Annotated in this window: 23 protein-coding genes and 1 other RNA gene; 20 read left to right on the top strand and 4 right to left on the bottom strand. The window is 54.9% G+C overall.

Going from position 1 to position 24,785, the window contains the following annotated elements:
* Window positions 1-14: 14 nt before the first annotated feature.
* Window positions 15-413 (top strand): ClpXP protease specificity-enhancing factor, encoded by a 399-nt coding sequence (locus tag K5L82_RS09915; RefSeq protein WP_262492634.1) that lies wholly within the window; start codon window positions 15-17, stop codon window positions 411-413.
* Window positions 414-439: 26 nt separating this feature from the next.
* Here K5L82_RS09915 and K5L82_RS09910 read toward each other — a convergent pair whose 3' ends face one another.
* Genes K5L82_RS09910 through K5L82_RS09900 form a run of 3 tightly spaced genes read right to left on the bottom strand, consistent with a single transcriptional unit; the run spans window position 440 to window position 3,274 of the window.
* Window positions 440-1,030 carry an SIS domain-containing protein gene (locus K5L82_RS09910; protein WP_133007616.1) on the bottom strand — a complete coding sequence of 197 codons (591 nt, stop codon included), beginning with the start codon at window positions 1,028-1,030 and terminating at the stop codon, window positions 440-442.
* 10 nt (window positions 1,031-1,040) lie between these two features.
* On the bottom strand, window positions 1,041-1,412 hold the full coding sequence (locus K5L82_RS09905) for a YraN family protein (RefSeq protein ID WP_223133982.1): 372 nt from the start codon (window positions 1,410-1,412) through the stop codon (window positions 1,041-1,043).
* Between the two features lie 20 nt (window positions 1,413-1,432).
* The gene (locus tag K5L82_RS09900; RefSeq protein WP_262492565.1) at window positions 1,433-3,274 is read right to left on the bottom strand and encodes a penicillin-binding protein activator; all 1,842 of its coding nucleotides are present in this window, start codon (window positions 3,272-3,274) and stop codon (window positions 1,433-1,435) included.
* A 143-nt stretch (window positions 3,275-3,417) separates the two neighbouring features.
* On the opposite strand from K5L82_RS09900, the gene rsmI reads away from it, so the two are divergent.
* The 18 genes from rsmI (at window position 3,418) to lpxC (ending at window position 23,060) form a co-directional block, all read left to right on the top strand.
* A complete protein-coding gene (gene rsmI / locus K5L82_RS09895; RefSeq protein ID WP_223133981.1) occupies window positions 3,418-4,287 on the top strand; it encodes a 16S rRNA (cytidine(1402)-2'-O)-methyltransferase in 870 nt (289 codons plus the stop codon).
* 40 nt (window positions 4,288-4,327) lie between these two features.
* An RNA gene (rnpB, locus tag K5L82_RS09890) (RNase P RNA component class A) lies at window positions 4,328-4,677 on the top strand.
* Between the two features lie 292 nt (window positions 4,678-4,969).
* Entirely contained in the window at window positions 4,970-5,428 is a 459-nt protein-coding gene (gene mraZ, locus K5L82_RS09885) for a division/cell wall cluster transcriptional repressor MraZ (RefSeq protein WP_133006418.1), read from the top strand.
* Entirely contained in the window at window positions 5,425-6,381 is a 957-nt protein-coding gene (gene rsmH, locus K5L82_RS09880) for a 16S rRNA (cytosine(1402)-N(4))-methyltransferase RsmH (protein ID WP_223133980.1), read from the top strand. Before mraZ ends, rsmH begins: the two co-directional genes overlap by 4 nt.
* Before the next feature lie 27 nt (window positions 6,382-6,408).
* Window positions 6,409-6,813 (top strand): cell division protein FtsL, encoded by a 405-nt coding sequence (ftsL, locus tag K5L82_RS09875; protein ID WP_223133979.1) that lies wholly within the window; start codon window positions 6,409-6,411, stop codon window positions 6,811-6,813.
* A 60-nt stretch (window positions 6,814-6,873) separates the two neighbouring features.
* Entirely contained in the window at window positions 6,874-8,577 is a 1,704-nt protein-coding gene (locus K5L82_RS09870; RefSeq protein WP_410505860.1) for a peptidoglycan D,D-transpeptidase FtsI family protein, read from the top strand.
* 2 nt (window positions 8,578-8,579) lie between these two features.
* A complete protein-coding gene (locus K5L82_RS09865; protein WP_133006414.1) occupies window positions 8,580-10,064 on the top strand; it encodes a UDP-N-acetylmuramoyl-L-alanyl-D-glutamate--2,6-diaminopimelate ligase in 1,485 nt (494 codons plus the stop codon).
* Window positions 10,061-11,458 (top strand): UDP-N-acetylmuramoyl-tripeptide--D-alanyl-D-alanine ligase, encoded by a 1,398-nt coding sequence (locus K5L82_RS09860; protein WP_223133977.1) that lies wholly within the window; start codon window positions 10,061-10,063, stop codon window positions 11,456-11,458. Before K5L82_RS09865 ends, K5L82_RS09860 begins: the two co-directional genes overlap by 4 nt.
* Window positions 11,443-12,528: a phospho-N-acetylmuramoyl-pentapeptide-transferase gene (gene mraY / locus K5L82_RS09855; protein WP_133006412.1), complete on the top strand. Its 1,086-nt coding sequence runs from the start codon at window positions 11,443-11,445 to the stop codon at window positions 12,526-12,528. Before K5L82_RS09860 ends, mraY begins: the two co-directional genes overlap by 16 nt.
* A 15-nt stretch (window positions 12,529-12,543) precedes the next feature.
* Window positions 12,544-13,884 (top strand): UDP-N-acetylmuramoyl-L-alanine--D-glutamate ligase, encoded by a 1,341-nt coding sequence (gene murD / locus K5L82_RS09850; protein WP_223133976.1) that lies wholly within the window; start codon window positions 12,544-12,546, stop codon window positions 13,882-13,884.
* Window positions 13,884-15,083 (top strand): putative lipid II flippase FtsW, encoded by a 1,200-nt coding sequence (gene ftsW / locus K5L82_RS09845; RefSeq protein ID WP_223133975.1) that lies wholly within the window; start codon window positions 13,884-13,886, stop codon window positions 15,081-15,083. Before murD ends, ftsW begins: the two co-directional genes overlap by 1 nt.
* Complete coding sequence (gene murG / locus K5L82_RS09840) at window positions 15,076-16,161, top strand: undecaprenyldiphospho-muramoylpentapeptide beta-N-acetylglucosaminyltransferase (RefSeq protein WP_223133974.1); 1,086 nt, start codon at window positions 15,076-15,078, stop codon at window positions 16,159-16,161. The genes ftsW and murG overlap by 8 nt, the downstream gene beginning before the upstream one ends.
* Complete coding sequence (gene murC / locus K5L82_RS09835) at window positions 16,154-17,599, top strand: UDP-N-acetylmuramate--L-alanine ligase (RefSeq protein WP_223133973.1); 1,446 nt, start codon at window positions 16,154-16,156, stop codon at window positions 17,597-17,599. The genes murG and murC overlap by 8 nt, the downstream gene beginning before the upstream one ends.
* A gap of 1 nt (window position 17,600) precedes the next feature.
* Complete coding sequence (locus K5L82_RS09830) at window positions 17,601-18,569, top strand: D-alanine--D-alanine ligase (RefSeq protein ID WP_133006407.1); 969 nt, start codon at window positions 17,601-17,603, stop codon at window positions 18,567-18,569.
* Complete coding sequence (locus K5L82_RS09825) at window positions 18,562-19,401, top strand: cell division protein FtsQ/DivIB (protein WP_223133972.1); 840 nt, start codon at window positions 18,562-18,564, stop codon at window positions 19,399-19,401. The genes K5L82_RS09830 and K5L82_RS09825 overlap by 8 nt, the downstream gene beginning before the upstream one ends.
* A gap of 36 nt (window positions 19,402-19,437) precedes the next feature.
* Window positions 19,438-20,673, top strand: coding sequence for a cell division protein FtsA (ftsA, locus tag K5L82_RS09820; RefSeq protein ID WP_133006405.1), 1,236 nt, complete (start codon window positions 19,438-19,440; stop codon window positions 20,671-20,673).
* Between the two features lie 99 nt (window positions 20,674-20,772).
* Complete coding sequence (gene ftsZ / locus K5L82_RS09815) at window positions 20,773-21,930, top strand: cell division protein FtsZ (protein WP_133006404.1); 1,158 nt, start codon at window positions 20,773-20,775, stop codon at window positions 21,928-21,930.
* A gap of 212 nt (window positions 21,931-22,142) precedes the next feature.
* Window positions 22,143-23,060, top strand: a complete 918-nt coding sequence (gene lpxC, locus K5L82_RS09810) for a UDP-3-O-acyl-N-acetylglucosamine deacetylase (protein WP_133006403.1) — start codon at window positions 22,143-22,145, stop codon at window positions 23,058-23,060.
* 11 nt (window positions 23,061-23,071) lie between these two features.
* Here the strand turns inward: lpxC and K5L82_RS09805 are convergent, their stop codons facing one another.
* Window positions 23,072-23,524 (bottom strand): DUF721 domain-containing protein, encoded by a 453-nt coding sequence (locus K5L82_RS09805; protein WP_133006402.1) that lies wholly within the window; start codon window positions 23,522-23,524, stop codon window positions 23,072-23,074.
* 216 nt (window positions 23,525-23,740) lie between these two features.
* On the opposite strand from K5L82_RS09805, the gene K5L82_RS09800 reads away from it, so the two are divergent.
* A complete protein-coding gene (locus K5L82_RS09800; RefSeq protein ID WP_223133971.1) occupies window positions 23,741-24,697 on the top strand; it encodes a M23 family metallopeptidase in 957 nt (318 codons plus the stop codon).
* Window positions 24,698-24,785: the final 88 nt, after the last annotated feature.

Below are 24,785 nucleotides of genomic sequence, written 5' to 3'. Positions count from 1 at the left end.
ATTTAAATATTGCCATGACCTCCAGCCGCCCCTACTTGGTAAGGGCGCTGAATGAGTGGATTCTGGACAACGACTGTACCCCGTATATTGTGGTTGATGCGGGTGTTCAGGGTGTTCAGGTGCCGACAGAGCACGTAGCTAATGGTCAGATTGTTCTGAATATCAGTACTGGTGCCGTACGGGGTCTGGTGATTGGTAATGGAGCGATTGAGTTTAGCGCTCGATTCGGCGGCGTACCCATGCAGGTGTTCATTCCACTGCAGGCTGTGCTGGCAATTTATGCAAAAGAAAATGGTGAAGGAATGGTGTTCGGCAGCGAGCCGGGCTTTCCTGATCCGGAAGGGGATGATGTTCCCGCTCCGAAAGCGGACGAAAGGCCTTCCGGCCGGCCGACGCTAAAGGTAGTGAAATAAAAAAAAGCCGGCTTGCCGGCTTTTTTTTATCCGCCAAATAGCTTCGCATCGATCTGATCGCACAAAGCATTGATGATCACCATCATTAATGGTGTGGCTTCGTGGGGTGACAGATCGTTCAACGCAACTTCGTGGTCTTCCGGGTGCATCAGAGAGGTGATGTCCGATTTCTCCCTTGCGCTGAGGACGACAACCATCATTTCCCGATCGTGGGCCGCCTGAATAGCTTGAATCAGGTTGGCTTTGTGGCCGTCATCGACAACCACAAATAGTAGGTCTCCGGGTTTGCCCACAGCCCTTACTTGCCTTGAGAAGGTGTCATTAAAGCGATTGTCGCGGCAAATCGCAGAGTAGGTGGTCGCGTCCGCGCCCAGGTTGATGGCGGGGAGCGCGGGACGATCCTGGTCAAACCTTGAGAGCAGTGCCGTGCACAGGTATTGCGTAAGCACGTTGGCGTTGCCATTCGCGCAAGCGATAATTTTGCCATCCTGGAGCAGTGTGGTTACGAACGCATCTGCTACGGTTCCAATGGCGGGGCCTGCGGTGACAGCAGCTTGCGCTGTCTGTTCCATGTGGTTTGCAAACCAGTAATTGATTCGTTCTTCGGTATTGGTCATGGTGCCGGTACTAATCTGCCTGAATTGCATTTTTAACCCATTGTACCCGGTATTTGCTGGTAGTTCCCGGCGTAATACCAACCACGTCGATGCGCGCTTCTGTATCCCATAGGTTGTTTCGATGAAGATAAAACGAGGCGGCCCTTATCAAACACTTCTGCTTGCTTGTGGTGATTGAGTCTAGAGGATCTACCAAGCTGTTGGTTTTGCGGTACCGCACTTCGAAAAACACTAACACGTCGCCGTCGAGTCCGATGAGATCAATCTCTCCGCCGCGGTTGTAGACGTTGCGTTCAATTATGGAGACGCCCCGGCTCGTAAGGTAACGAGCTGCCACCCCTTCGTAGAAGTCGCCTAGCGCCTTTTTGCCGTCCTTGGCCATGACTAATCGTTAGTTCGTTCTTATTCGTCGGAAACGAGCGCGTCCGGGGATTTTGTTTCGAGTATTTCGGGGGTGCCATTAACAAATTTGGCCCACAGCTGTTCTCTGTGTATGGCGCCAGATGGGGCCATGGTAAGCGTGCCCGTATGTCCATCGATGGCAGCATCTTTGACCTGCTGTAGAAGCGGTAAGCGCTTGCTGAGTTGCCAGGCGTCAGCGCCCATAGCGAACAGGCGGCCCAATTGGCCTTTGGTGCCACTTAGGTACTGTTCCGCATCGCTACGTAACGGGTTGTCTCCCGCAAGAACCCAAGGGATATCGGTGAAGATCACGTTGTTTAAATCGCGGTCACGGCTCGGGTTGGGGATACCTTCGTAGGTTATAGACGGCGCATAGACCGGAAGATTGCCTGCGAAATAGAAAGCAAACAGTGGTTTGAACTGCCGGGCGATGGTCGGTGCGGCAACCATGACAATGGCTTCGGCATCCTGGCGTGGTCGGGGTTCGAATTCCACGTTCAGGCCAATGGTGCGCTCGACATCGATTGCGCGCTGGCGAGACGCCGTTACGCCAAGAACGTCGGCGGTAATGGCGCGAAGGTTGTCTTCCGGGATGAATCGCTGTACGTGCAGTGCCGTTACGCCAGTTTCTTGAAGTTTATTGGTCAGAGCAGAGGTAACTCGGTCTCCCCACTCGCCGTTAGGGATGAGCGCGAGAATCCGAGTGATGTTGTCTGCCGCAAGTTGTTCCGCAATTTGTCGCGCTTCGTCTTCGGCAGACAGGCCGTATTGGTACAGGCCGCTAGGTGCTTTGCTGTCGCTAGGTAAATAGTTTAGACCAAGCACAGGGACGGGAAGGGTGTTCATATCTGCCAGTTCTGTTAAGCCGTCTTTCTCAAGTGGGCCAACGATCAAATCAGCGTTGCCGCTGCTCAGTTTGCTGTAGAGATCGCGAAAAGACTGGTTGGTTGTATCCACAACGCGGATATCGGTTTTGCTGCGATTGGCACTGATGTCATTGTAATAGGCCGCGATGAAGCCGTCTCGAATAGCTTTGCCTGCACTGGCTAGGGGGCCGTTGAGCGGCAGCGCCAAGACAATGTTTTCTGGTCGTAAGGAAGAGATGTCAGCCATAAGGGCGAGATCTTTCGGCAGAGTTTGGGCGGCAGGATGTCCTGGCCAGTTGTTTTGCCATTCCCGAATGAGTCGACCTTGTGCATCCAGGTTGCCGTCTGTGTTCCGGAGTGTCATCGCCAGTTCAAGCCAACCTTGGTTTTCAAACCCGATGGCGTTGTCGGTATTGGCTTGCAGCTTGGTTGAGCTAACGTTCTTCAGTTGGCTCCAGATTTTGTCGTGAATACTCTGCGGGCTGGTGCTGCTATCGGTCTGGCCAAGCAAGATCAGTGTTGTCGCTGCATCAAGAGGCTTGCCTGCTAGCGCGTAGGTTTGTGCTTGCAGGTTTGCAGCTCGGGGCAACAAATCGCTGGGATAGTTTAGGAAATCTTCAGCGTTGCCGGTGGCGGCGAGTTCTTTGGCCCAGGCTCGGTCATCCAACTCGATCGCGCTGGCCATAGCAAGCAACCGCTGCTGTTCGAGAGGCTGGCCTTTGGCTGACTTTAACAGGTTGTGCCGAAGTATTTTCCTGGCCGCGGTGTGATTGCCTTTGTTCTGGTAATCGCTGGCTATGCGGAGCAGGTAACGCTGGGCGCGTTGTGGGTCGTTTTCATCCGCAGCTATGGTTAGGGCCTGTTCCGGCGTTTCGGCAACATGAGTGTCAAGATTGATGGACGCACAGCCGCTAAGCAGGGTCATCAGCACGGCAAGTAGCGTTAGCGTAGGTAATGAGTTGCGGTATGTCATCATGGCAGGCTCGGTCGTCTCCGGATCATTGGGCTTGTGATGCCGCTAATTAGCTGGCAAGTTTACCAGCTCCCGGCGTATTTCACATGACGTGGCTGTCATGGGCCGGCTATATAATCATGTTATCAATTCTCCGGAGTCATTTTATGCCCAGTTCTGAGCGAACGCCCGTTAGTGCCGGTGGACAGCTATGCGTTGTCGCAACGCCGATCGGAAATCTCGATGATGTAACGGAGCGTGCGCGTCAGGTGTTGGCTAAAGCCGATTTAGTGGCGGCGGAGGATACGCGTCATAGCGGCAGGTTGCTTCAGCATCTTGGGCTAAACAAACAGATGCTTGCGCTCCATGATCACAACGAACGGGCTCGGGTCAGCCAGATCCTTGATGCTTTGTCGCAAGGGCAGAGTGTGGCCTTGGTGTCCGATGCGGGTACGCCTCTGATTTCCGATCCTGGCTACATACTGGTGAGAGAGGCTCGGGCGGCTGGCTATTCGGTTTCACCAATACCTGGCGCATGCGCTCTGGTGGCAGCGCTTTCCGCAGCCGGCTTGCCGACCGATCAGTTTTTGTTCGCAGGCTTTTTGCCGGCTAAGCGGGTTGGGCGAAAGACTGCGCTGGAAGGTTTTAAGCATCAGCCGGCGACGCTGGTGTTCTATGAGTCACCTCACCGAATCACCGACTTTATGGAAGATCTCATCGAGGTTCTGGGTGCGGATCGAGAGTGCGTGTTAGGCAGGGAGCTGACCAAAACCTTCGAGACCTTCTATGCGGGACCTGCTGGAGAAGTGTTGTCGGAGCTGCTAGCTGACCCGCACGGAGCCAAAGGGGAGTTCGTGGTGATGATCCGAGGCTCGGAAGGTGTGCAGGGTGCAGAGGCTTCAGTTGATGCTAATAAATTGCTGGCGATGCTGGTTAAAGAGCTGCCGGTGAAAAAGGCGGCGAGAATCGTGGCGGATGTATGTGGTCTGGGGAAGAATGAGCTCTATCAGCGGGCCTTAGAGATGAAGGAAGGCTAAAGCACTTGCGCGTAGGCGGCTGCAGGGGTATTGTCAGCCCCGAGCTCGCCAGACAGTCGCCGCCGGTTTTACCGGGGGAGGAAAGTCCGGGCTCCATAGGGCAAGGTGCCAGGTAACGCCTGGGCGGCGCGAGTCGACGGAAAGTGCAACAGAAAATACACCGCCTAAGTGCCTTCGGGCGCCGGTAAGGTTGAAATGGTGCGGTAAGAGCGCACCGCGTGACTGGCAACAGTTCACGGCATGGTAAACCCCACCTGGAGCAAGACCAAATAGGAATCCGTTGGCGTGGCCCGCGCTGGATTCGGGTAGGTTGCTTGAGGCCTGTGGTGACGCAGGCCCTAGATGAATGACTGTCCAAGACAGAACCCGGCTTATCGGCGAGCTCTTTTTCCTATCATTATTTAATGTGCGTACTTCTCACAACCCTGCAGTTATAGCCAAAAGATCTTATGCTTTAGGTTAAGTGTTCAGAACGCTCTGCAGGTTCTTGTTTTTTCTCTACTTCTCTTCGTCTTTTCAGGCTCTCCATAAATTTCTATTTCGTAACCTCTTGTCATTAAAGGAACTTTTGGCCTTGCGACAGCGAAAGCGGCGCTTGCATTGTCTTTTGCGTGTTTCTATAGTGTGCGGAAGTGGGAAAAAGTGGTTTTTTGTGGAAATGGCACCCTTGGATGCGACGTAAATGAGCAACTTTCTTGGCAGTCATGCCATCAATATGGACGCGAAGGGTCGCTTAGCGATTCCGACAAAGCTGCGCGAAGAGCTCGCGCAGCTTTGTGGTGGCCGTATTGTTTTGACTGCCAGTGCCAATACAGATGAAGAGCGTTGCGTACTGCTGTATCCAGAGCCCGAATGGGAAGTCTTACGACCCAAGATTGAAGCTTTGCCCAATATCAAGAAGCCAGTTCGTCGTTTGCAACGTCTGATGCTCGGTAACGCAGCGCCCATGGAGCTTGATTCGGCTGGCCGCATTCTTGTACCGCCCACACTTAGAAGTTACGCCTATTTGGAAAAGAAATTGATGTTGATCGGTCAGGGTAATAAGTGGGAGCTCTGGAGCGAAGAGCGTTGGGTGGCCTGGCTGGATGAGTCTTCTGACGATGACGATGTGCCGCCTGAAATGGAGGCTCTGTCACTATGACCAAGCCGGATTCTGACTCAGTTGAAGGTTTCAGGCATCGCTCCGTGTTGCTCGATGAGGCCGTCGACTATCTGGTTAATGACAGCGCGGGCTGTTATGTCGATGGCACGTTCGGGCGCGGTGGACATAGCCGGCTCATTCTGAACCAGCTCAACGAACAGGGGCGTTTGCTAGGTGTCGATAAAGACCCTGAGGCGATTCGGGTGGCAGAAGAGTTGGCGGCCAGCGATCAGCGGTTTGACTGGTTTCACGGCTCGTTTGCTGAGCTCACTGGCGCATTGGATGCCAAGCAATGGCCGACCGTCAACGGTGTATTGATGGATCTCGGTGTGTCGTCGCCTCAATTGGATGATGCTGAGCGCGGGTTCTCGTTTATGCGCGATGGTCCTTTGGACATGCGGATGAACCCACAGCAGGCGCCAAGCGCGGCGCAGTGGCTGGCCAGTGCGGACGAGAAAGACATTGCAGACGTGATTTTCCGGTACGGCGAAGAGCGCTTCTCTCGCCGTATTGCGCGTTTGGTGGTTCAGCGTCGAGCTGAGGAGCCTTTGGAGACGACTCGGCAGTTGGCTGAGCTGGTCGCCGAGGCGGTGCCTAAGAAAGAGAAGCATAAACACCCGGCTACACGCACCTTCCAAGCAATCCGAATCTATATCAATCGGGAGCTGGAAGACTTGGAAATCGGGTTGAAAGTCGCCGCGGAACGCCTGGTTCCTGGTGGCAGGCTGGTGGTGATCAGCTTCCATTCGCTTGAAGACCGTTTGGTTAAGCGGTTTATGAGGGATTTGGCTCAAGGGCCAAAGATTCCAAAAGGCGTGCCAGTGACGGCGGAGCAGATGCAGTCTTCTTACCGTCTGGTCGGTAAGGCCAATAAGGCCAGCGATCATGAAATAGACGAGAACGTTCGGGCTCGCAGTGCTGTTATGCGGGTATTGGAACGAAGAACCAACTGAAGCGAATTCGCAAGGGAGCGAGACGCCATGGGTGCCGTAGCTATAGAACAACCGACGAAAACCGCAAAACTGAACAAAGAGAAAGTCCGAGAAGGCGTTGTCTCGGCAGTTCGAGTTTCTAGAGATGTCTTCGATACAGCTCGTGAAAAGCAGGTTCTCGTGTCTTTGGTTCTATTGCTGGTGCTGACGGTCTCCGCTATTGGGGTGGTCGTGAGCGCGCACGAGAACCGAGAGCTCTTCAATGCGTTGTCGACACTGCAGCAGCAACGTGACGCCCACGAGAGGGAGTGGAGTCAGCTTTTATTGGAGCAGAGTGCTCTGAGTGCTCATGGTCGTGTTGAGAACCTGGCAGCAGAACGTTTTGGTATGAGAGTTCCGGGGCGGCAGGATATCGTGCTGGTGCCTTTGATGACGCCGATTGCGGCTAACTAGAACTATCACAGCAGCAAGGTGGCCAATTTGTCCGCTCGAAGCGAACAGACAAACAGCAGGGTGCAGCGACTGGTGGCAGGCTTGAAAGCTTGGCGCTTTTACTCTGTGCTGGGCGTTTTTCTGTTGGTGATGCTGGGCATTGGTTGGCGGCTGACCGATTTGCTTGTTGTTGATAATGATTTTTTACGCCAGCAGGGTGATGTTCGCACTATTCGAACAGAGTCCATTGATGCTCACCGCGGTGTGGTGACGGACCGCCATGGAGAGCCGTTGGCAGTGAGCACCCCGGTTCAGACTGTATGGGCGAACCCGTCAGAAATTGATCCCGAGCATCCGAAGTTGGCGGTGCTCGCCAGACTGTTGGAATTATCCGAAGGGGAACTGCGCCAGCGCCTTCGCGATTACGCGAGTCGTGAATTTATCTATTTGCGTCGTAAGGTTCAGCCTGCGATGGCTAAAGAAGCTTTAGCGTTGGGGCTCGGCGGCATTTATGCGCGCCAGGAATATCGCCGTTACTATCCCGCCGGTGAGGTGACCGCTCACGTTGTCGGCTTTACCAACATAGACGAAGACGGTCAGGAAGGTATTGAACTGGCCTACAACCAATGGCTGGAAGGTGAGCCGGGTGCAAAGCGTGTTCTTAAAGATCGTCGCGGCCATATCATTAAAGATTTGATGTTGGTGCGTGATGCCCGCCCCGGCAAAGATCTTGAGTTGAGCATCGATCTCCGGCTTCAGTACCTTGCCTATCGTGAGCTGAAAGCGGTTGTGGGAGCTCATAAGGCCCGCGGCGGGACTTTGGTTATGCTCGATGTCAGTACCGGTGAGGTTCTGGCGATGGTCAATCAGGGCTCGTATAACCCGAATGACCGCTCACAGTTAGCCGTCGAGAATTTACGCAACAAGGCTATAACCGATTTATTCGAGCCGGGTTCCACCATCAAGCCGTTGACGATTGCGGCAGCTTTGGAGTCTGGTGAATACAGCATCAATAGCACCATTGATACCTCGCCCGGTTATCGTCGCTTCGGACGCTTCACCATTCGGGACTATCGAAACTACGGCGTAATGGATCTGACCAAGATTATCGTCAAATCGAGCAACGTTGGGGTCAGCAAGATCGCGAACGACCTGGGCGGGGATGTTCTGAGTAATCTGTTCTCGCGCATGGGTCTGGGGCAGGCAACGGGGATTGGTTTTCCCGGTGAAGCCGTCGGTGTCCTGCCCGCCCGTCCGAAATGGCGTCCGGTTGAGGAAGCAACCCTGTCATATGGTTATGGCTTGAGCGTCAATGCATTGCAGTTGGCTCAAGCCTACATGGTGTTGGCCAATGGCGGCATACGGTATCCGGTCAGTCTGTTGAAGCAAGAGCAGCGGCCACAAGGGCAGCGGGTTCTAAGCGAAAAAGTAACCTATGAAGTCCGAAAGATGCTGAAAGACGCCGTAGCGAAAGGCACGGGAGGCCGAGCTCAGCCGGGCCTTTACGCGGCTGGGGGCAAAACCGGAACGGTGCACCTCGTAGGAGCACACGGCTATGAGGACAGCATGTACAAGGCGATTTTTGCGGGCATGGCACCGATTGACGATCCGAAAATCGTCACGGTGGTGGCCGTAGATGCGCCTCAGTCTGGCGAGTATTACGGTGGTGAAGTGGCTGCGCCGGTCTTTGCCCGGGTCATGGGAGATGCGTTGCGGTTGCTGAATGTGAAGCCAGAGCTGGAAGTTACTGATGCTGGAGCTTCGGCTTCCGGGGATAGGGGGTAGCTATGTGTATCACGTCTATTAGTACCCTGTTGCAAGGCATTGTTGACGTGCCTTCAGTGTTTGATGTCACTATCCATGGTCTGCAAACGGATAGTCGTAATGTTGCTTCTGGTGACGCATTTATTGCGTTGTCGGGGGCAAAGACTCCGGCCGATGCCTACTTAGATCAAGCAATCTCGGCTGGTGCCACCGCGGTTCTATTGGAAGCAAAGATGCCGCAAGAGTGTCATGAGCGCCACGGTGCTCTGATTGTTCCGATTGTTGGCCTTAGGGATCAGATGGGGCGCATCGCCACGCGTTTTTTTGAACATCCCTCTCGGCATTTGCGGGTTGTAGGCGTGACGGGTACCAACGGAAAAACGTCGGTCACTCAATACATCTCGGCGTTGTTGCAAGAGGCGGGTACGCCCTGCGGAGTGCTTGGCACTCTAGGTTACGGTATGCCCGGTAGTTTGCAGCCAGCAACTCACACCACTCCGGATGTCGTTCAGGTTAACCGTATATTGCACCAGATTCGCCTAGATGGAGGTCGCGCCGCGGTTATGGAAGTGTCTTCCCATGCATTGGCGCAGGGGCGTATTAACAAAGTTGCCATGACCGGGGCGGTCTTCACCAATCTGACCCGGGATCACTTGGATTATCACGGCACCATGGAAGCCTATGGCGAGGCCAAGGCTGGCTTGTTTCGCCGCGAAGAGTTGCACTTCTCTGTCATCAATTTCGACGACCCGTTTGGGCGCCAGTTATACGAGCAGATAGAAGGGTTGTGTGATCGGGTACGGTACAGCCTCCATGAAGCCCAGACAGAGCTGTGGTTGAAAGAATTTACCCCGACTGCTTCGGGTTTTCGTGCGACGGTCGATGGCTTGTGGGGCGAGTTTGTATTGGAAGTGCCTCTGTTGGGCAGTTTCAACGCGAGCAATGTTTTGGCCGCTATGGCGACGGTGTTATCGCTGGGTGTTCCGGTCGATCGTGCCGTAGATGCCTGTTCCAGGTTGGTGCCTCCAGCAGGCCGATTGGAAAAGTACACGGGGGCAGATGGCCGTTGCGTGGTCGTTGATTACGCACACACGCCAGATGCGCTGGCCAATGCGCTAGCGGCGCTGCGACCTCACACGGAAGGAAAACTGATCTGCGTATTTGGTTGCGGCGGTGATCGCGATCCGGGCAAACGCCCTGAGATGGCGGCTGAAGCGCAGCAGCGAGCGGATGTGGTCATCGTGACGGATGACAACCCGAGGTCAGAAAGCCCGGCGCACATTGCTAAAGATATTGAAGAAGGTTTCTCCGAAGGCGCCGATTATCAGGTTATCCATGACCGAGCGACTGCCATTGCCCAAGCTGTCGCCATGGCCGGTCCGAAGGACTTGGTGTTGGTGGCGGGCAAGGGGCACGAAACCTGGCAGGAAGCGGCGGGCCAAAAAATTCCTTTCAGTGATGCTGAACAGGTACAGAATCAGTTGCACCTGAATGGAGGTGTGGCATGATGCGCGCCTTTTCGCTGGCCGAAGCCCAGTCTTGGCTAGGTGCATCGTTGGCGGGAAAGCCGGTTGATGCTGAAAAAATGCGGTTTGAGGGGGTATCCACCGATACCCGCGCGGTTGGTGATGGTCAGCTGTTTGTCGCTCTGCGTGGCGAGCGGTTCGATGGTCATGAGTTTCTTGAGCAGGCTCGCTTGCAAGGCGCCGTTGCTGCCGTAGTAGAAGCCGCAGACGATTCGGTGCCATTTCCGCAACTGGTGGTCGATGACACGGTTAACGCGCTTGCAGCGTTGGCGGCCGGAAATCGCAACGAAAGCAGCGCTCAGTTGGTGGCCATCACTGGTAGTAGTGGCAAGACAACCGTGCGCCAGTTAACCGCCGCGATTCTCGCGCAGATGGGCGAGGCACTTGCGACCGAAGGTAACTTGAATAACCACATTGGTGTGCCGTTAACGCTGTTCCGGGTGGCGCCTGAACATCAATACGGTGCCGTTGAACTGGGTGCGAGTGGTTTGGGTGAAATTGCCCACACCGTTGCTCTTGTGCGCCCGCAAGTAGTGATTCTGACCAACGCCGGTCAGGCGCACCTCGAAGGCTTTGGCAGTTACCAGAACATCGTCAAAGCTAAAGGCGAGATCGTTGACGGCGTCGCCGAGCAGGGTTTGGTTGTACTCAATCGGGATGACCCTGCATATGATCAGTGGCTTGCGCGGGCCGGCAGACGCCGGGTCGTAAGTGTGTCACGGATGAAGCATCCGGAAGCGGACTATCGGGCTGAGGCTCAGATTGCGTCCGATCAGACCATGGCGGTCAAGGCGAAAGGCCCCGATGGCTGGTACTGTGAATTCACCCTGCCGCTGGTTGGTGAGCACAATATCAGTAACGCCTTGTGCGCCATTGCCGCGTGTCGCGAACTGGGTGCAACCGACGAACAGCTTGTGCAAGGGCTAAGCGGCGTCCAAGCCGTCAAGGGGCGCTTGCAGGTGTTAGAGCCTGTCCCGGGATTTACGATCATCGACGACAGTTACAACGCGAATCCAGCTTCCATGAAGGCCGCGATTGATGTGCTTTTCGGATACCCGGGGCCCCGGGTGGCTGTGTTGGGCGCTATGGCTGAACTGGGTGAACAGGTCGACGACCTGCATGCCGAGGTCGGGGCTCACGCCAAAGAAAAAGGTATTGAACGTTTGTTGCTGGTGGGGCCGGGTTGTGAGGGCTACGCCAAGGGCTACGGACAAGGTGCTGAACAATTCCAGACCCATGAGCAAGCTGTGGATGCCATCGTTGATGGCCGCCAGGGTGCCATGGTGGTGCTGGTCAAAGGTTCTCGAAGTTCTGCCATGGATCGCGTGGTGGAGGGAATGCAGACAAAGGTGAAAAACGCATGCTGCTCTGGCTGACAGAGGTTTTATCTCAATATTTTTCTGCGCTGACGGTGTTTCAGTACCTGACCGTGCGCGCTATTTTTGGAGTGCTGACAGCACTCCTGATTTCTCTGATGATCGGTCCGCTGATGATCCGTAAGCTCAGCCAGTACCAGATTGGGCAGGCGGTTCGGGATGACGGCCCTCAGACCCATCTGAGCAAGGCCGGCACGCCCACAATGGGTGGTGCGTTGATTCTTGTGGCAATCGCCATTTCAACGCTGCTGTGGGCAGACCTGAGCAATCGCTATGTCTGGACCGTACTGCTGGTTACCATTTTGTTCGGTGCGATCGGCTGGGTGGATGATTATCGTAAAGTGGTTGAACGCAATCCCCGTGGTTTGCCCGGTCGCTGGAAGTACTTCTGGCAATCGGTGATTGGGGCCGCTGCTGCCGTGGTTCTGTATGCAACTTCGACGTTGCCGCAGGAAACGTCTTTGTATCTGCCGTTCCTGAAAAATGTGTCCCTGACTCTGGGGCCAGTTCTGTTCATTCTGCTGACTTACTTCGTGATTGTGGGTAGTAGCAACGCGGTGAACTTGACTGATGGACTGGACGGGCTGGCCATTATGCCCACTGTGATGGTTGCCGGTGCGCTCGCCATCTTTGCTTACGTCTCGGGGCACGCCCAATTTGCCAATTATTTGTTGATCCCACACCTGCCGGGTACCGGAGAGCTCATCGTATTCTGTTGTGCTCTAGTCGGCGCGGGCCTTGGGTTCTTGTGGTTTAACACCTATCCCGCCCAAGTGTTTATGGGGGATGTAGGTGCGCTGGCATTAGGCGCGGCTTTGGGTGTGGTCGCGGTCATTGTGCGCCAGGAAATCGTCCTGTTCATTATGGGCGGAGTGTTCGTGATGGAAACCGTCTCGGTGATTCTTCAGGTGGCTTCGTTCCGCCTGACCGGGCGCCGTATCTTCCGTATGGCACCGTTGCACCACCATTTTGAATTGAAAGGTTGGCCGGAGCCGCGAGTCATCGTGCGGTTCTGGGTAATTACTGTGGTTCTCGTACTGATTGGCTTGGCCAGTCTGAAACTCCGATAGGAAAGTAACGTCGTTATGAGTGTCATTGTTTCGGATCGTCGCACATTGATCGTAGGGCTCGGGAAAACCGGGCTCTCGTGCGTGCGCTATTTGTCCGAACAAGGCCGGTCGGTGACCGTGGCAGATAGTCGTGCTAACCCGCCGGGGCTGAACGAGCTGAAAGAGCGGTGGCCGGAAGTGCCTGTGCACCTCGGAGAGTTCGACCTAGGTCTGTTTGCTGAGTTCAGCGAGCTCGTGGTCAGCCCGGGTATCAGCATCGCCGAGCAGGCCATTGACGCGGCTGCGAAGAGCGGCGCATTAATTCGCGGTGATATTGATCTGTTTGCCGAGGCCGCTGATGCGCCTGTCGTTGCCATCACGGGATCTAACGGGAAAACCACCGTAACCACCTTGCTGGGTGAAATGGCGAAGGCCGCCGGGCGAAAGGTGCAAGTGGGTGGCAATATTGGTACGCCGGCTCTGGATCTACTCGGAAAGGGCGCAGATCTATACATTCTTGAGGTTTCAAGTTTCCAGTTGGAGACCACTGACACCCTCAACGCTGTGGCAGCCACCGTGTTGAACGTCAGCGATGATCACATGGATCGTTACCCGGATAAAATGGCGTATTTCCAGGCTAAGCAACGGGTATATCGCGGCTGCCAGCACGCCATTGTCAATCTTGATGATGCGCTGAGCACGCCAATGGCGAGGGACAACCTCCGTTTTCTGTGTTTTGGCTTCAATCGCGTCAATCCCGATACCTTCAGTACCCGTGATGACGACCAAGGTACCTGGATTACCTTTGGTTTTGACAACTTGCTGCTGGCCAGCGAATTGAAACTGATGGGGCGCCATAACATCAGCAATGTGATGGCTGCTTTTGCGCTTGGCCAGGCCGCCGGTTTGCCAATGCCGGTCATGTTGGATGTGGCCCGAGAGTTTCGCGGTTTGCCGCATCGCTGCGAGTTTGTCCGGAATCTGGATGGCGTTGATTACATCAACGATTCCAAAGGCACCAATGTAGGCGCAACCGTCGCGGCCATCGAAAGCTTGGTGCCAGATCAGGGCAAGGTCGTTTTGATCGTCGGAGGCGATGGTAAAGGTGCTGATTTTACTCCTTTGGCCGAGCCGGTTAAGGCGTGTTGTAGAGCGGTTGTTTTGATTGGCCGCGATGCGATCGCAATTTCTGACGCGCTCGGGCAAAGCGTTGAAACGATTTCTGCAGATTCTCTCGGGCAGGCGGTTGCTAAAGCCGGAGAAGTGGCTTGTGCTGGCGATCGGGTGTTGTTGTCCCCGGCCTGCGCCAGTTTCGACATGTTTAAGGACTATAACGACCGTGGTGATCAGTTCCGCGCGTTGGTGGAGGTGCTGTGATGCAAGTAGCAGCCAGCATTCCGAAGCTCCAGACCAAAGGGCTTGAATTTCAGCCGCTACCAGTTTTAGTGCTGACCTCCGTGGCTTTGTTGGTGATTGGCATGGTTATGATCTCGTCCGCTTCTATGGACGTGGCCGCAGCAACGCTAGGTAACAGTTATCACTACGTGGTACGGCAAGTGATTTTCGCCATGCTCGGTTGTTTGGCCGCTCTGGTTGCCGTGAATATTCCGATCTCTTGGTGGGAGCGCAGTGGGTGGCTTCTATTGGGTGTCGGCATACTGGTTTTGGTTTTGGTTTTGACACCGCTTGGTCGTACGGTTAACGGATCAACTCGCTGGATACCGATGGGCGTCTTTAACGTTCAGGTTTCCGAGGTCGCTAAGCTGTGTTTGATCGCTTATCTCTCGGGATATGTTGTTCGCCGTCGTGATGCCCTGCTGAATGATTGGTCCGGATTTATTCGGCCATTGTTGGTGTTGGGGCTGGCGGTTGGATTGCTGATGATCGAACCGGATTTTGGCGCCTCGGTGGTGCTGAGTGCCGCGGCCGCCGGCGTGATCTTCTTGAGCGGGGTTCGGCTCACGCGCTTTCTGCCGCTGATTGGCCTGATGGTCGTTGCCGGCACGGTGTTGGTCGTAAGTGCCCCATACCGTTTGAAACGGGTCGTCAGTTACCTCGATCCCTGGAAGGATCAGTTTGATAGTGGTTATCAGCTCACTCAATCGTTAATTGCATTTGGTCGAGGCGAGTGGACAGGCGTGGGGCTGGGCAATTCAGTCCAGAAGCTGTTCTTTTTGCCAGAGGCCCACACTGACTTCATTTTCGCAGTCATTGCCGAAGAATTTGGTCTGATCGGGGCGCTGATCGTGGTAGCCCTGTTTACCGCTCTGGTGGTGAGCGGTTTCGTGATCGGTCGCCGAGCCGAACGAAGTGGCATGCCATTTGGGGCATGTTTCAGCTATGGGATCGCGATGCTGGTTGGTTTGCAGGCGGCCATCAATATGTGTGTAACGACCGGCCTGCTGCCAACGAAAGGGCTCACGTTGCCATTGGTTAGCTACGGTGGTTCCAGTTTGTTAGTGACGTGTGTGGGTCTGGGTATCATTGCCAGGGTCGAAATGGAACGTTTGGATAAAGAGAAAATGGCGGCAGACAAACCTGCCCGAAAAGTTAAAGGAGGCGCGGTTTATGACTAGTCCTCGTCGCTTCCTCATGATGGCGGGTGGAACAGGCGGCCATGTATTCCCAGCACTGGCCACAGCTCGGGCGTTGCAAGAGCAGGGCCATGAAGTGCATTGGCTCGGTGCCAAAGGCGGCATGGAAGAGCGGTTGATTGGTGAGACCGAAATACCGCTGTCGCTGATTCACATTAAGGGTTTGAGAGGCAAGGGCAAGCTGGCGTTGTTGCTGGCACCGTTCCGGTTGATGCGAGCGCTCGGTGAAGCCTATACCCATCTTCGCAGAATCAACCCAGACGCTGTTGTCGGTATGGGTGGGTTTGTTACTGGACCGGGTGGGGTGGCTGCTTGGTTGCTGCGCAGACCGTTGATTATTCATGAGCAGAATGCGGTTGCGGGCATGACCAACCGGTTGTTAACGCGCTTCGCGAGCATTGTGTTGGAAGCATTTCCCGGTAGTTTCGGTGATAAGACGGTGACCCGCTGCACCGGGAATCCGGTACGTAAAGACTTGGCAACATTGCCAGAGCCCAAGCAAAGGTTTGAGGGTAGAACCACCCCCGCACGAATTTTGGTGGTAGGCGGCAGCTTGGGCGCGCAAGTGTTCAACCAGCAATTGCCGCAGGCGCTGGCAACTTTGCCTGAAAGCGAACGCCCGGAAGTGCGCCACCAGTGCGGTGAAAAAAATGCAGATGCCGCGCGTGAAGCTTATGAAACCGCGGGGGTTGAGGCCAGTGTTGAGCCCTTTATCCGCGACATGGCTGAAGCCTATAGCTGGGCAGATCTTGTCATTTGCCGGGCAGGCGCATTGACCGTGTCGGAGTTGTGTGCAGCGGGTGTCGGCGCGGTGCTGGTGCCTTTCCCACACGCTGTAGATGATCATCAAACCCGCAATGGCCAGCACATGGTGAAAGCGGGTGGCGCCATTCTGATTCCTCAGTCTCAGCTGACACCTGAATTGTTGGCCGACACACTGAAAGATTTAGCGGGTAACCGCGAACGTATCCTGAACATGGCACAGGCCGCTTTTTCGCTGGCGCGCCCTGATGCAACGGAGAGAGTTGTGAATTACTGTCTGGAGGCCGTCAATGGCTGATTCGAACAATACACCGCTGGTGTATCAGGTTCCCGAAATGCGCCGTATCCGCGGTATCCACTTTATTGGTATCGGTGGCGCAGGTATGAGCGGTATTGCTGAGGTCCTGAAGAACCAAGGCTATGACGTATCTGGCTCCGATATTAAAGAGAGCGTGGTTACCGACCGCCTTCGGGCCATGGGTATTCAGGTTTTCATTGGCCACCGTGAAGAAAATAGTGCGAATGCCGATGTTGTCGTGGTGTCGTCTGCCGTGTCGTCGGATAACCCGGAAGTGGTTTCAGCGCGCAGTCGCCGGGTGCCGATCGTACCTCGTGCCGAGATGTTGGCCGAGATTATGCGTTATCGCCACGGTATTGCGGTTGCCGGTACCCACGGTAAAACCACGACCACCAGCCTGATTGCATCGGTGTTTGGTGAAGCGGGTTTGGATCCCACCTTCGTTATTGGCGGCAAGCTCAACAGCGCCGGCACCAACGCCAAACTGGGTGGTTCCCGTTATCTGGTGGCAGAGGCCGATGAAAGCGATGCGTCCTTTTTGCACCTGACCCCCACGATTTCAGTGGTCACCAATATCGAAGCTGACCATATGGAAACCTATGGCGGCGATATTGAAAAACTGAAGCAGACCTTTGTGGACTTCTTGCACAACCTGCCGTTCTACGGCATCGCAGTGATGTGCGTGGATGATCCGTACGTTCGGGAAATTATCCCGCGCATTTCTCGGGCCATCATCACCTACGGCATCGACAATCCGGATGCCGATTATCGGGCTGAAAATATTTCTTCCGACGGCTTGAAGACCCGTTTTGTGGTGCGTCGCCCTGGTGGTCGCTTCGATCTGGATGTCGAACTTAAGATGCCGGGCCGGCACAACGTGCTGAACGCGCTTGCAGTGATCGCAGTGGCCACCGACGAAGGCGTTGATGACAAAGCCATTTGCCGTGGTTTGGCTGGCTTTGCCGGTGTGGGTCGTCGTTTCCAAGTTTACGGAGAATACAAAACAGCCAACGCGCAGGCCACGTTGGTGGATGACTACGGCCACCATCCAACGGAAGTAGAAGCGGTTATCAAGGCGGCTCGCGGAGCCTGGCCTGATCGTCGTATTGTCATGTTGTACCAACCTCACCGATTCACTCGTACTCGCGACCTGTACGAAGATTTTGTTCGGGTGCTTTCCGAAGTCGATGGCCTGCTATTGATGGATGTGTATTCCGCAGGTGAGGCTGCCATTCCGGGAGCGGATGGTCGGTCTTTGTGCCGCAGCATCCGCCAGCGTGGCAACGTCGAGCCGGTATTCGTTGAAGACAACCAAGAGATTGAAGCTCTTCTGGAAAAAATACTTCAAGACGGCGATTTGTTGATTACCCAAGGTGCTGGAGACATTGGTGGCGTCGCGGCACGCCTCGCCGCAACAGGAGTAGCGAAGAGTGAGTGATATGAGCCATACCGACTCCGATAACTATTTAGCATCGCCCGAGCTGGTGAAAGGCTTGGGCCGGGTTGCGGTCTTTATGGGAGGCAACTCTGCCGAGCGGGAGGTCTCTCTGAATAGTGGCGAAGCCGTGTTGTCGGCACTGCAGTCGGCAGGCGTGGATGCCCACGGTATAGATGTGCAGGGCTGTTTGCTGGGCGCCGTCGAGTCCCCGAAGTTTGATCGGGTGTTTATCGCTCTGCATGGCAGAGGCGGTGAGGATGGAACCATACAGGCGATTCTGCAGCAGGCAGGCATTCCTTATACCGGTAGTGAAGTGTTGGCATCTGCGCTGGCGATGGACAAGTTACGCACCAAGTACGTGTTCGAAGGCTGTGGGCTTCCGACACCGGCGTTTCGCGCGATGAAGTCTGCTGATGAAGCGGAGGATATTGTGGCCAAACTGGGCACTCCGCTGAGCGTAAAGCCCGCTCACGAAGGTTCCAGCATCGGTATTCGCAAGGTGCGCAGCGTTAGTGAGCTGGCAGAGGCCTACGAAACAGCTGCAGCCATGGATGACCTGGTGCTGGTGGAACAGTGGATTGAAGGCCCGGAATTTACCGTTAGCTTACTGCAAGACAAGGCACTGCCCGCGATTGGCCTGAGCACCGATCACGATTTCTACGATTACGATGCGAAGTATCTGGCAGGCGACACGCGCTACCGCATTCCGTGTGGTTTGTCGGTTGAAAAAGAGCTGCAGTTGCAGCAGTTGGCGCTAGATGCGTTTCGTGTGGTTGGCTGCCGAACTTGGGGACGTGTAGACATCATGCAGGACGCGCAAGGTGAGTTCTGGCTGCTGGAAATTAACACCGTACCGGGAATGACCGATCACAGCTTGGTACCTATGGCAGCGAAAGCGGCTGGCATCGGTTTTCAAGAACTGGTGGTGCGGATTCTGGAAGACACTTTGGTGGAGGCACCGAATGCTTGAAACACTACTGATCCGGAGCCGGGCGGTACCGCCTGAGCAGCCCCGGCGACGGGGGGCGACCACCCTAGAGCCAGGGCAAGACCGGTTTGGAGTGTTGAAAGCGATATTGGCGGCTGTGCCTTGGCTGCAGGTCGGATTGGGAGCAACGGTGGTTTTGCTGGCGGCGTTGGTCCCTTGGGGAACTGATCGCCTTTTGACGGCGATGGATCAACAGATTCTGGCCGTCGATGTTCAGGGCCAGTTTGTTGGTGACAGCCGGATCGGAGTTGAGCGCGCAGCGGGTGCTTGGATTGGTAAAAGCTATTTTTCAACCGATCTGGCCGACATCAAGGCTGTATTGGAACAACGGCCATGGGTTGAGTCTGCGGCGGTTAAGCGCGTGTGGCCCGGGCGTTTGGTGATTGATATTCGGGAAAAAAAGCCGCTGGCTTATTGGAGTGACGGGCGGCTGGTTAGTCGATCCGGCGAGTTATTCTCGCCGCCGAATCCGGAAGTCGCTGGCCGCTTGCCAAAGCTTTCGGGGCCGGATGAGCGAGTGAGAGAGGTTATCACCATGGCTCGGAAAATGAGTGAGCAGCTTTACGGTTACGGGCTTGGTTTTGCAGGGCTGGCGCTCGAGGCACGAGGTGCCTGGACGCTGACTCTGGCAAACGGCATTGAAGTGGTGTTGGGGCGCGACAAAGTTGAACAACGATTTGAGCGCTTCATAACGGTTTACGAGAACCGGTTGGCCTCCCGCGTGGACGAAGTCAGCCGGGTAGATGCCCGCTATACAAACGGCATAGCGGTGCAGTGGAAAGCGGATGCAGCAGTTGCTGCACCGAAGTCCTGATAACGATTATTACGAACTTGGGGTTTGGTGAATCACATGTCATCGGTTGAAACGGAAAACATGATTGTCGGCCTGGATATCGGAACCTCCAAGGTGGTTGCGATCGTCGGCAAACGCAAAATGGATGGAACCATTGAAGTCGTCGGAATTGGCTCGCACCCATCTCGCGGTCTTAAGCGCGGCGTGGTGGTGAACATTGAAGTCACCGTGCAAGCCATCCAGAGGGCGGTGGAAGAAGCCGAGTTGATGGCAGGTTGTCGGATTCATTCCGTGTATGCGGGCATTGCTGGCAGTCACATCAAGAGTTTGAACTCTCACGGCATTGTCGCGATTCGGGACCGTGAAGTGACCCAAGCAGATATTGACCGGGTTATTGACGCGGCTCAGGCGGTAGCGATCCCGGCTGACCAGAAAGTGCTGCACATTTTGCCGCAGGAATTCGTCATCGATAACCAGGAAGGCATCAAAGAGCCTATGGGTATGTCTGGTGTTCGCTTGGAAGCCAAGGTGCATTTGGTCACTTGTGCTGTCAACGCGGCCCAGAACATCGATAAGTGTGTGAAGCGCTGCGGCCTGGAAGTGGATGACATCATTCTGGAGCAGCTGGCCTCCAGCCACGCCATCCTGACCGAAGATGAGAAAGAGCTTGGGGTTTGCGTAGTGGATGTGGGTGGCGGGACCACTGACATCGCCGTATTTACCGGGGGCGCCATCCGCCACACTGCCGTCATTCCTATCGCCGGCGATCAGGTGACCAATGACATCGCGATGGCCCTGCGCACGCCGACTCAGAACGCGGAAGAAATCAAAATCAAATACGCCTGTGCGCTGACCCAGCTTGCAGGCGCTGAAGACACCATCAAAGTGCCCAGCGTTGGTGATCGGGCGCCGCGCGATCTTTCCCGTCAGGCGCTGGCGGAAGTCGTCGAGCCTCGTTACGAAGAGCTGTTCACGTTGGTGCAGTCCGAACTACGCCGCTCCGGATTCGAAGAAATGATTCCGGCAGGCATCGTCATCACGGGCGGTTCCTCCACCATGGAAGGGGTGGTCGAGCTGGCCGAAGAAATCTTCCACATGCCGGTAAGGCTCGCCTGTCCGCAGGCGGTATCCGGCATGACGGAGGTAGTCAACAATCCGATATACGCCACTGGCGTTGGCTTGTTGATTCATGGTTTCCGGCAAATGGACCTTGGCCGGACACCGGTGCTCAAAGCTGAGGATGCTCCCTCATTGATTGAGCGCATGAAAGCCTGGTTTACCGGTCAGTTCTGACGGCAAACAGGAAGTAGTACACGAAGGTTTCTCGAAAATACAAAATCAATGAAATAGCCGGTCTGGATAGATCGGAAACAGCACGAAGGAGTAGGGGATATGTTTGAACTCGTCGATAATGTTCAACAAAGCGCAGTCATTAAGGTTGTCGGTGTTGGCGGTGGCGGTGGTAATGCCGTACGTCACATGCTTAACAGCGACATTGAGGGCGTAGAATTTATTTGCGCCAACACAGACGCCCAGGCACTGACAGACCTGGACGCGCGTCAGATCATTCAGTTGGGTGGCAACATCACCAAAGGGCTGGGTGCCGGTGCGAACCCGGAAGTGGGGCGCCAGTCCGCTCTTGAAGACCGTGACCGCATCGCTGAAGCGCTGAACGGCTCTGATATGGTATTCATTACCGCTGGCATGGGTGGCGGTACCGGTACCGGAGCCGCGCCTATCGTGGCCGAAGTGGCCCGCGAAATGGGTATTCTGACGGTAGCGGTGGTTACCAAGCCGTTCCAGTTTGAGGGCGGCAAGCGCATGAGCGTTGCCGAATCTGGCTTGAAAGAGCTGGAAGAAACCGTTGATTCATTGATCACCATCCCGAACGAAAAACTGCTGGCGGTCATGGGTAAGAAAACCAGTCTTCTGGACGCATTCGCCGCAGCCAACGATGTTCTGCTGGGTGCCGTTCAAGGTATCGCTGACCTGATCACCCGCAACGGTATGATCAACGTCGACTTTGCCGACGTGAAGACGGTGATGTCTGAGATGGGCATGGCCATGATGGGTACAGCTCGTGCAACCGGTGAAAACCGGGCGCAGGAAGCTGCGGAAGCCGCTGTTCGTAGCCCGCTTCTCGAAGACGTTAACCTGCAGGGAGCCAAAGGTATTCTGGTTAACATCACTGCTGGTATGGACCTGAACTTGGGTGAGTTCACCGAAGTGGGTGACATCATCCGTGAATTCGCCTCCGAATCTGCCACGGTTGTTGTGGGTACTGTGATTGATCCGGAAATGACAGAAGAGTTGAAGGTCACGGTTGTGGCGACTGGTCTGGGTGGCGATCGTGAAAAGCCGACCAAAGTGGTGGATAACTCGCGCACTCTGGATGGCAAAACCGATTACAACCAGTTGGATCGTCCGGCGATTCTACGTCGTCGCGCAGTCACTCAAGGCAATGTAGCACTGGACCAGAGCAAAGAAAGCGAAGAGCAAGGCGTGGACTATCTCGATATTCCCGCATTCCTTCGTAGGCAGGCTGATTGATACTCTGTCTCGATGCTGACAGATAGGCGTGCATTCATTATGGATGCAAGGTGTAAGCCTTTGTCAAAGACGAGCTGATTGATCATAGTCATAAGCTATTGCATAAGTTAACTAAACTTGTGTTGGTTAAATGGTGCTCAGTCTTGAATTCTGATATTCTGCGGGCAGATTTTTGCTGAGAATATCGCTCTTTTGTGACGGAATAATGACCGATGATTAGACAACGCACACTCAAAAACACCATCCGCGCGACCGGTGTTGGCCTGCACTCAGGGGAAAAGGTTTACCTGACTCTGAAGCCGGCCCCGGTCGATGCCGGAATCATCTTCCGGCGCACGGATCTCGACCCAGTAGTCGAAATTCGTGCCTGTGCGGAAAATGTGGGTGAGACCACGCTGTCCACGACGCTGGTAAAAGACGGTGTGCGTGTGGCAACAGTAGAGCATTTACTGTCTGCTATGGCTGGTCTCGGAATCGATAACTGTTACGTAGAGCTAAGCGCTGCCGAAGTGCCTATTATGGACGGATCGGCCGGCCCGTTCGTGTTCCTGCTGCAATCCGCAGGCATTGCCGAACAAGATGCTGCCAAGCGCTTTATCCGTATCAAGCGGGAAGTGACGGTTGAAGAAGATGGTAAAAAAGCCACCTTCCTTCCGTTCGAAGGCTTCAAGGTCAGCTTTGGTATTGATTTCGATCACCCGGTGTTTAAGGGCCGCGCCCAAACCGCAACGGTCGACTTCTCAAGCACTTCCTTCGTAAAAGAAGTATCTCGTGCCCGTACATTTGGGTTTATGCGTGATATCGAGAAGCTGCGAGCCATGAATCTGGCCCTTGGTGGTAGTGTCGATAATGCGATTGTGGTTGATGACTACAAAATTCTGAACGAAGACGGTTTGCGCTACGACGACGAGTTCGTTAAGCACAAAGTGTTGGACGCGATCGGGGATCTTTATCTGCTTGGCAACAGTTTGATTGGTGAGTTCCGTGGCGTTAAGTCGGGTCACGGCTTAAACAACAAGCTGCTGCGTAAGCTTAAGGCCGAAGAGGAATCGTGGGAAGTTGTGACGTTCGAAGACGAAGCGACAGCTCCGATTTCTTACATGAAGCCTGTGCTGGCGGTCGAGGGCTAAGGCGGGACGCCTTAATCTCGGACGTGGCTTGCGAGTTTTTCGAGAACCTCGCGTAGAGCTTTATCCTTCGTGTGCCCGGCCTCCTCTTCGAGGAGTCGGGCATTTTCTTTGCTGAGAGGTATCTTTTCGACCTTTTTGCGAGCTTCGTATCGGGCGGGCGCGACTTTTATGCGAACCTTCCATACAAACCGAAAGAGCTCGTTATTCCTCAGCGCTTCCATAATCTCGTGTTGGCGGAACCTGAGTCGAGTAGCTTTGCTGGCGGTATCCGTTGACAGCACAAGCTCACCGTCCTGGCAAGCTACAAAGCGAGTGCCCTTCGTCAGCTCGGCGGGAATGGCTGCGAGCACGATCTGTTCAGCCTCGACGTGCATTCCAGCTTTTGCGACAAGTTGTTTCAGTGTTGTTCCGGAACTCGACGAAACTGCGCTGAAGATCGTTTTTTGATCGATTTTTTTGCTCATTGCCGGGTTTTGCTCGACTCTGCGGTTTACGATTGGTTACACTTCAGCACGTTTTATACGTAGCGTCTATAATACGGCCGTTTTACAGTGTGACGGACGGCAATGTCTACCGGATGCTACGACTTTTTTCAGTGCGTAGTTGTTGCTAAGGATAGCAGACCCGCTCGGAACCACTCCGGGTCGCAGCACTACACGGATATGGTTGCGACTCCCTTTATGACATCGAACGCCGATATGAATGTAATTTTCGTTGGCAAAAGCCATGGCCAGCCTCGAACGCTAAACCTCAACGCAGCTATGATAGCCGGCCTGTTTTTGGGCGTGGTCGCAGTGGTACTCGCAGTAGGTTGGGGTGGCTACCGCTTTGCCATGGAAAGAGTGGCGGCAGCGGAGCCGACCGAATCCGAACTGGTGGCTGAATGGCAGGCAAAACTGCAAGAGCAGAAAGCTGAAATGGATCGGGTACGTCAGAACGTTGATCTTCAGATTGATGCTCTGACCCTCCGGCTTGGCCGTATTCAGGGCAGTTTGTTGCGCTTGGATGCGTTGGGCCAGCGGTTTGTTGAGTCCGGCATTGTGACCAGCGATGAGTTTAATTTTGATCAGCCCGCCGCAGTCGGTGGCCCGGAAGAGGGTGGACTGCAGGCCGATTCCTTCAGTGCCCCTGAATTGACCGATATGATCGATCAGGTTGAAGCCCAAATTGACGACCGTGAAAAACAGTTGCGCCTGTTGGAAAAAGTGGCTTCGCGCCAGAAGCTGGAAGACGAGTTATACGTTCAGGGGCGCCCGATCACCTGGGGTTGGTTGTCTTCGAAGTATGGCTATCGGTCTGACCCCTTCACCGGAAAGCGAACTTGGCATAGCGGTGTTGATCTTGCCGGTAAAGACGGCAGTGACATCATCGCGGTGGCCAGTGGTGTGGTTACCTACGCCGATGAGCGCTATGGCTACGGCAACTTGGTCGAGATTGATCACGGCGAAGGGTTAGTGACCCGTTACGCCCATGCCAAGGCCATCAAGGTGAAGGTCGGGGAAATCGTCCAAAAGGGGCAGAGTGTCGCGCTAATGGGCAGTACGGGTCGTTCTACTGGCCCACACGTACATTTTGAAGTTATCCGCAACGGAAAGCCTGAAAACCCCGAAAAATATATCCGCCGCGCAAGCCGCTGATTTCATTCCCGTGAAGCCCTCCTTTTGTCCTTCGCCTAAATAAGGTTAGAATGCCGGCTTCCTCCGTTTAACTGAAGAAGCCGTGGTC

This window comes from Marinobacter sp. AL4B, assembly GCF_019916045.1.
Lineage (GTDB): Bacteria > Pseudomonadota > Gammaproteobacteria > Pseudomonadales > Oleiphilaceae > Marinobacter.
This window is presented reverse-complemented; position numbering and strand designations above follow the sequence as displayed.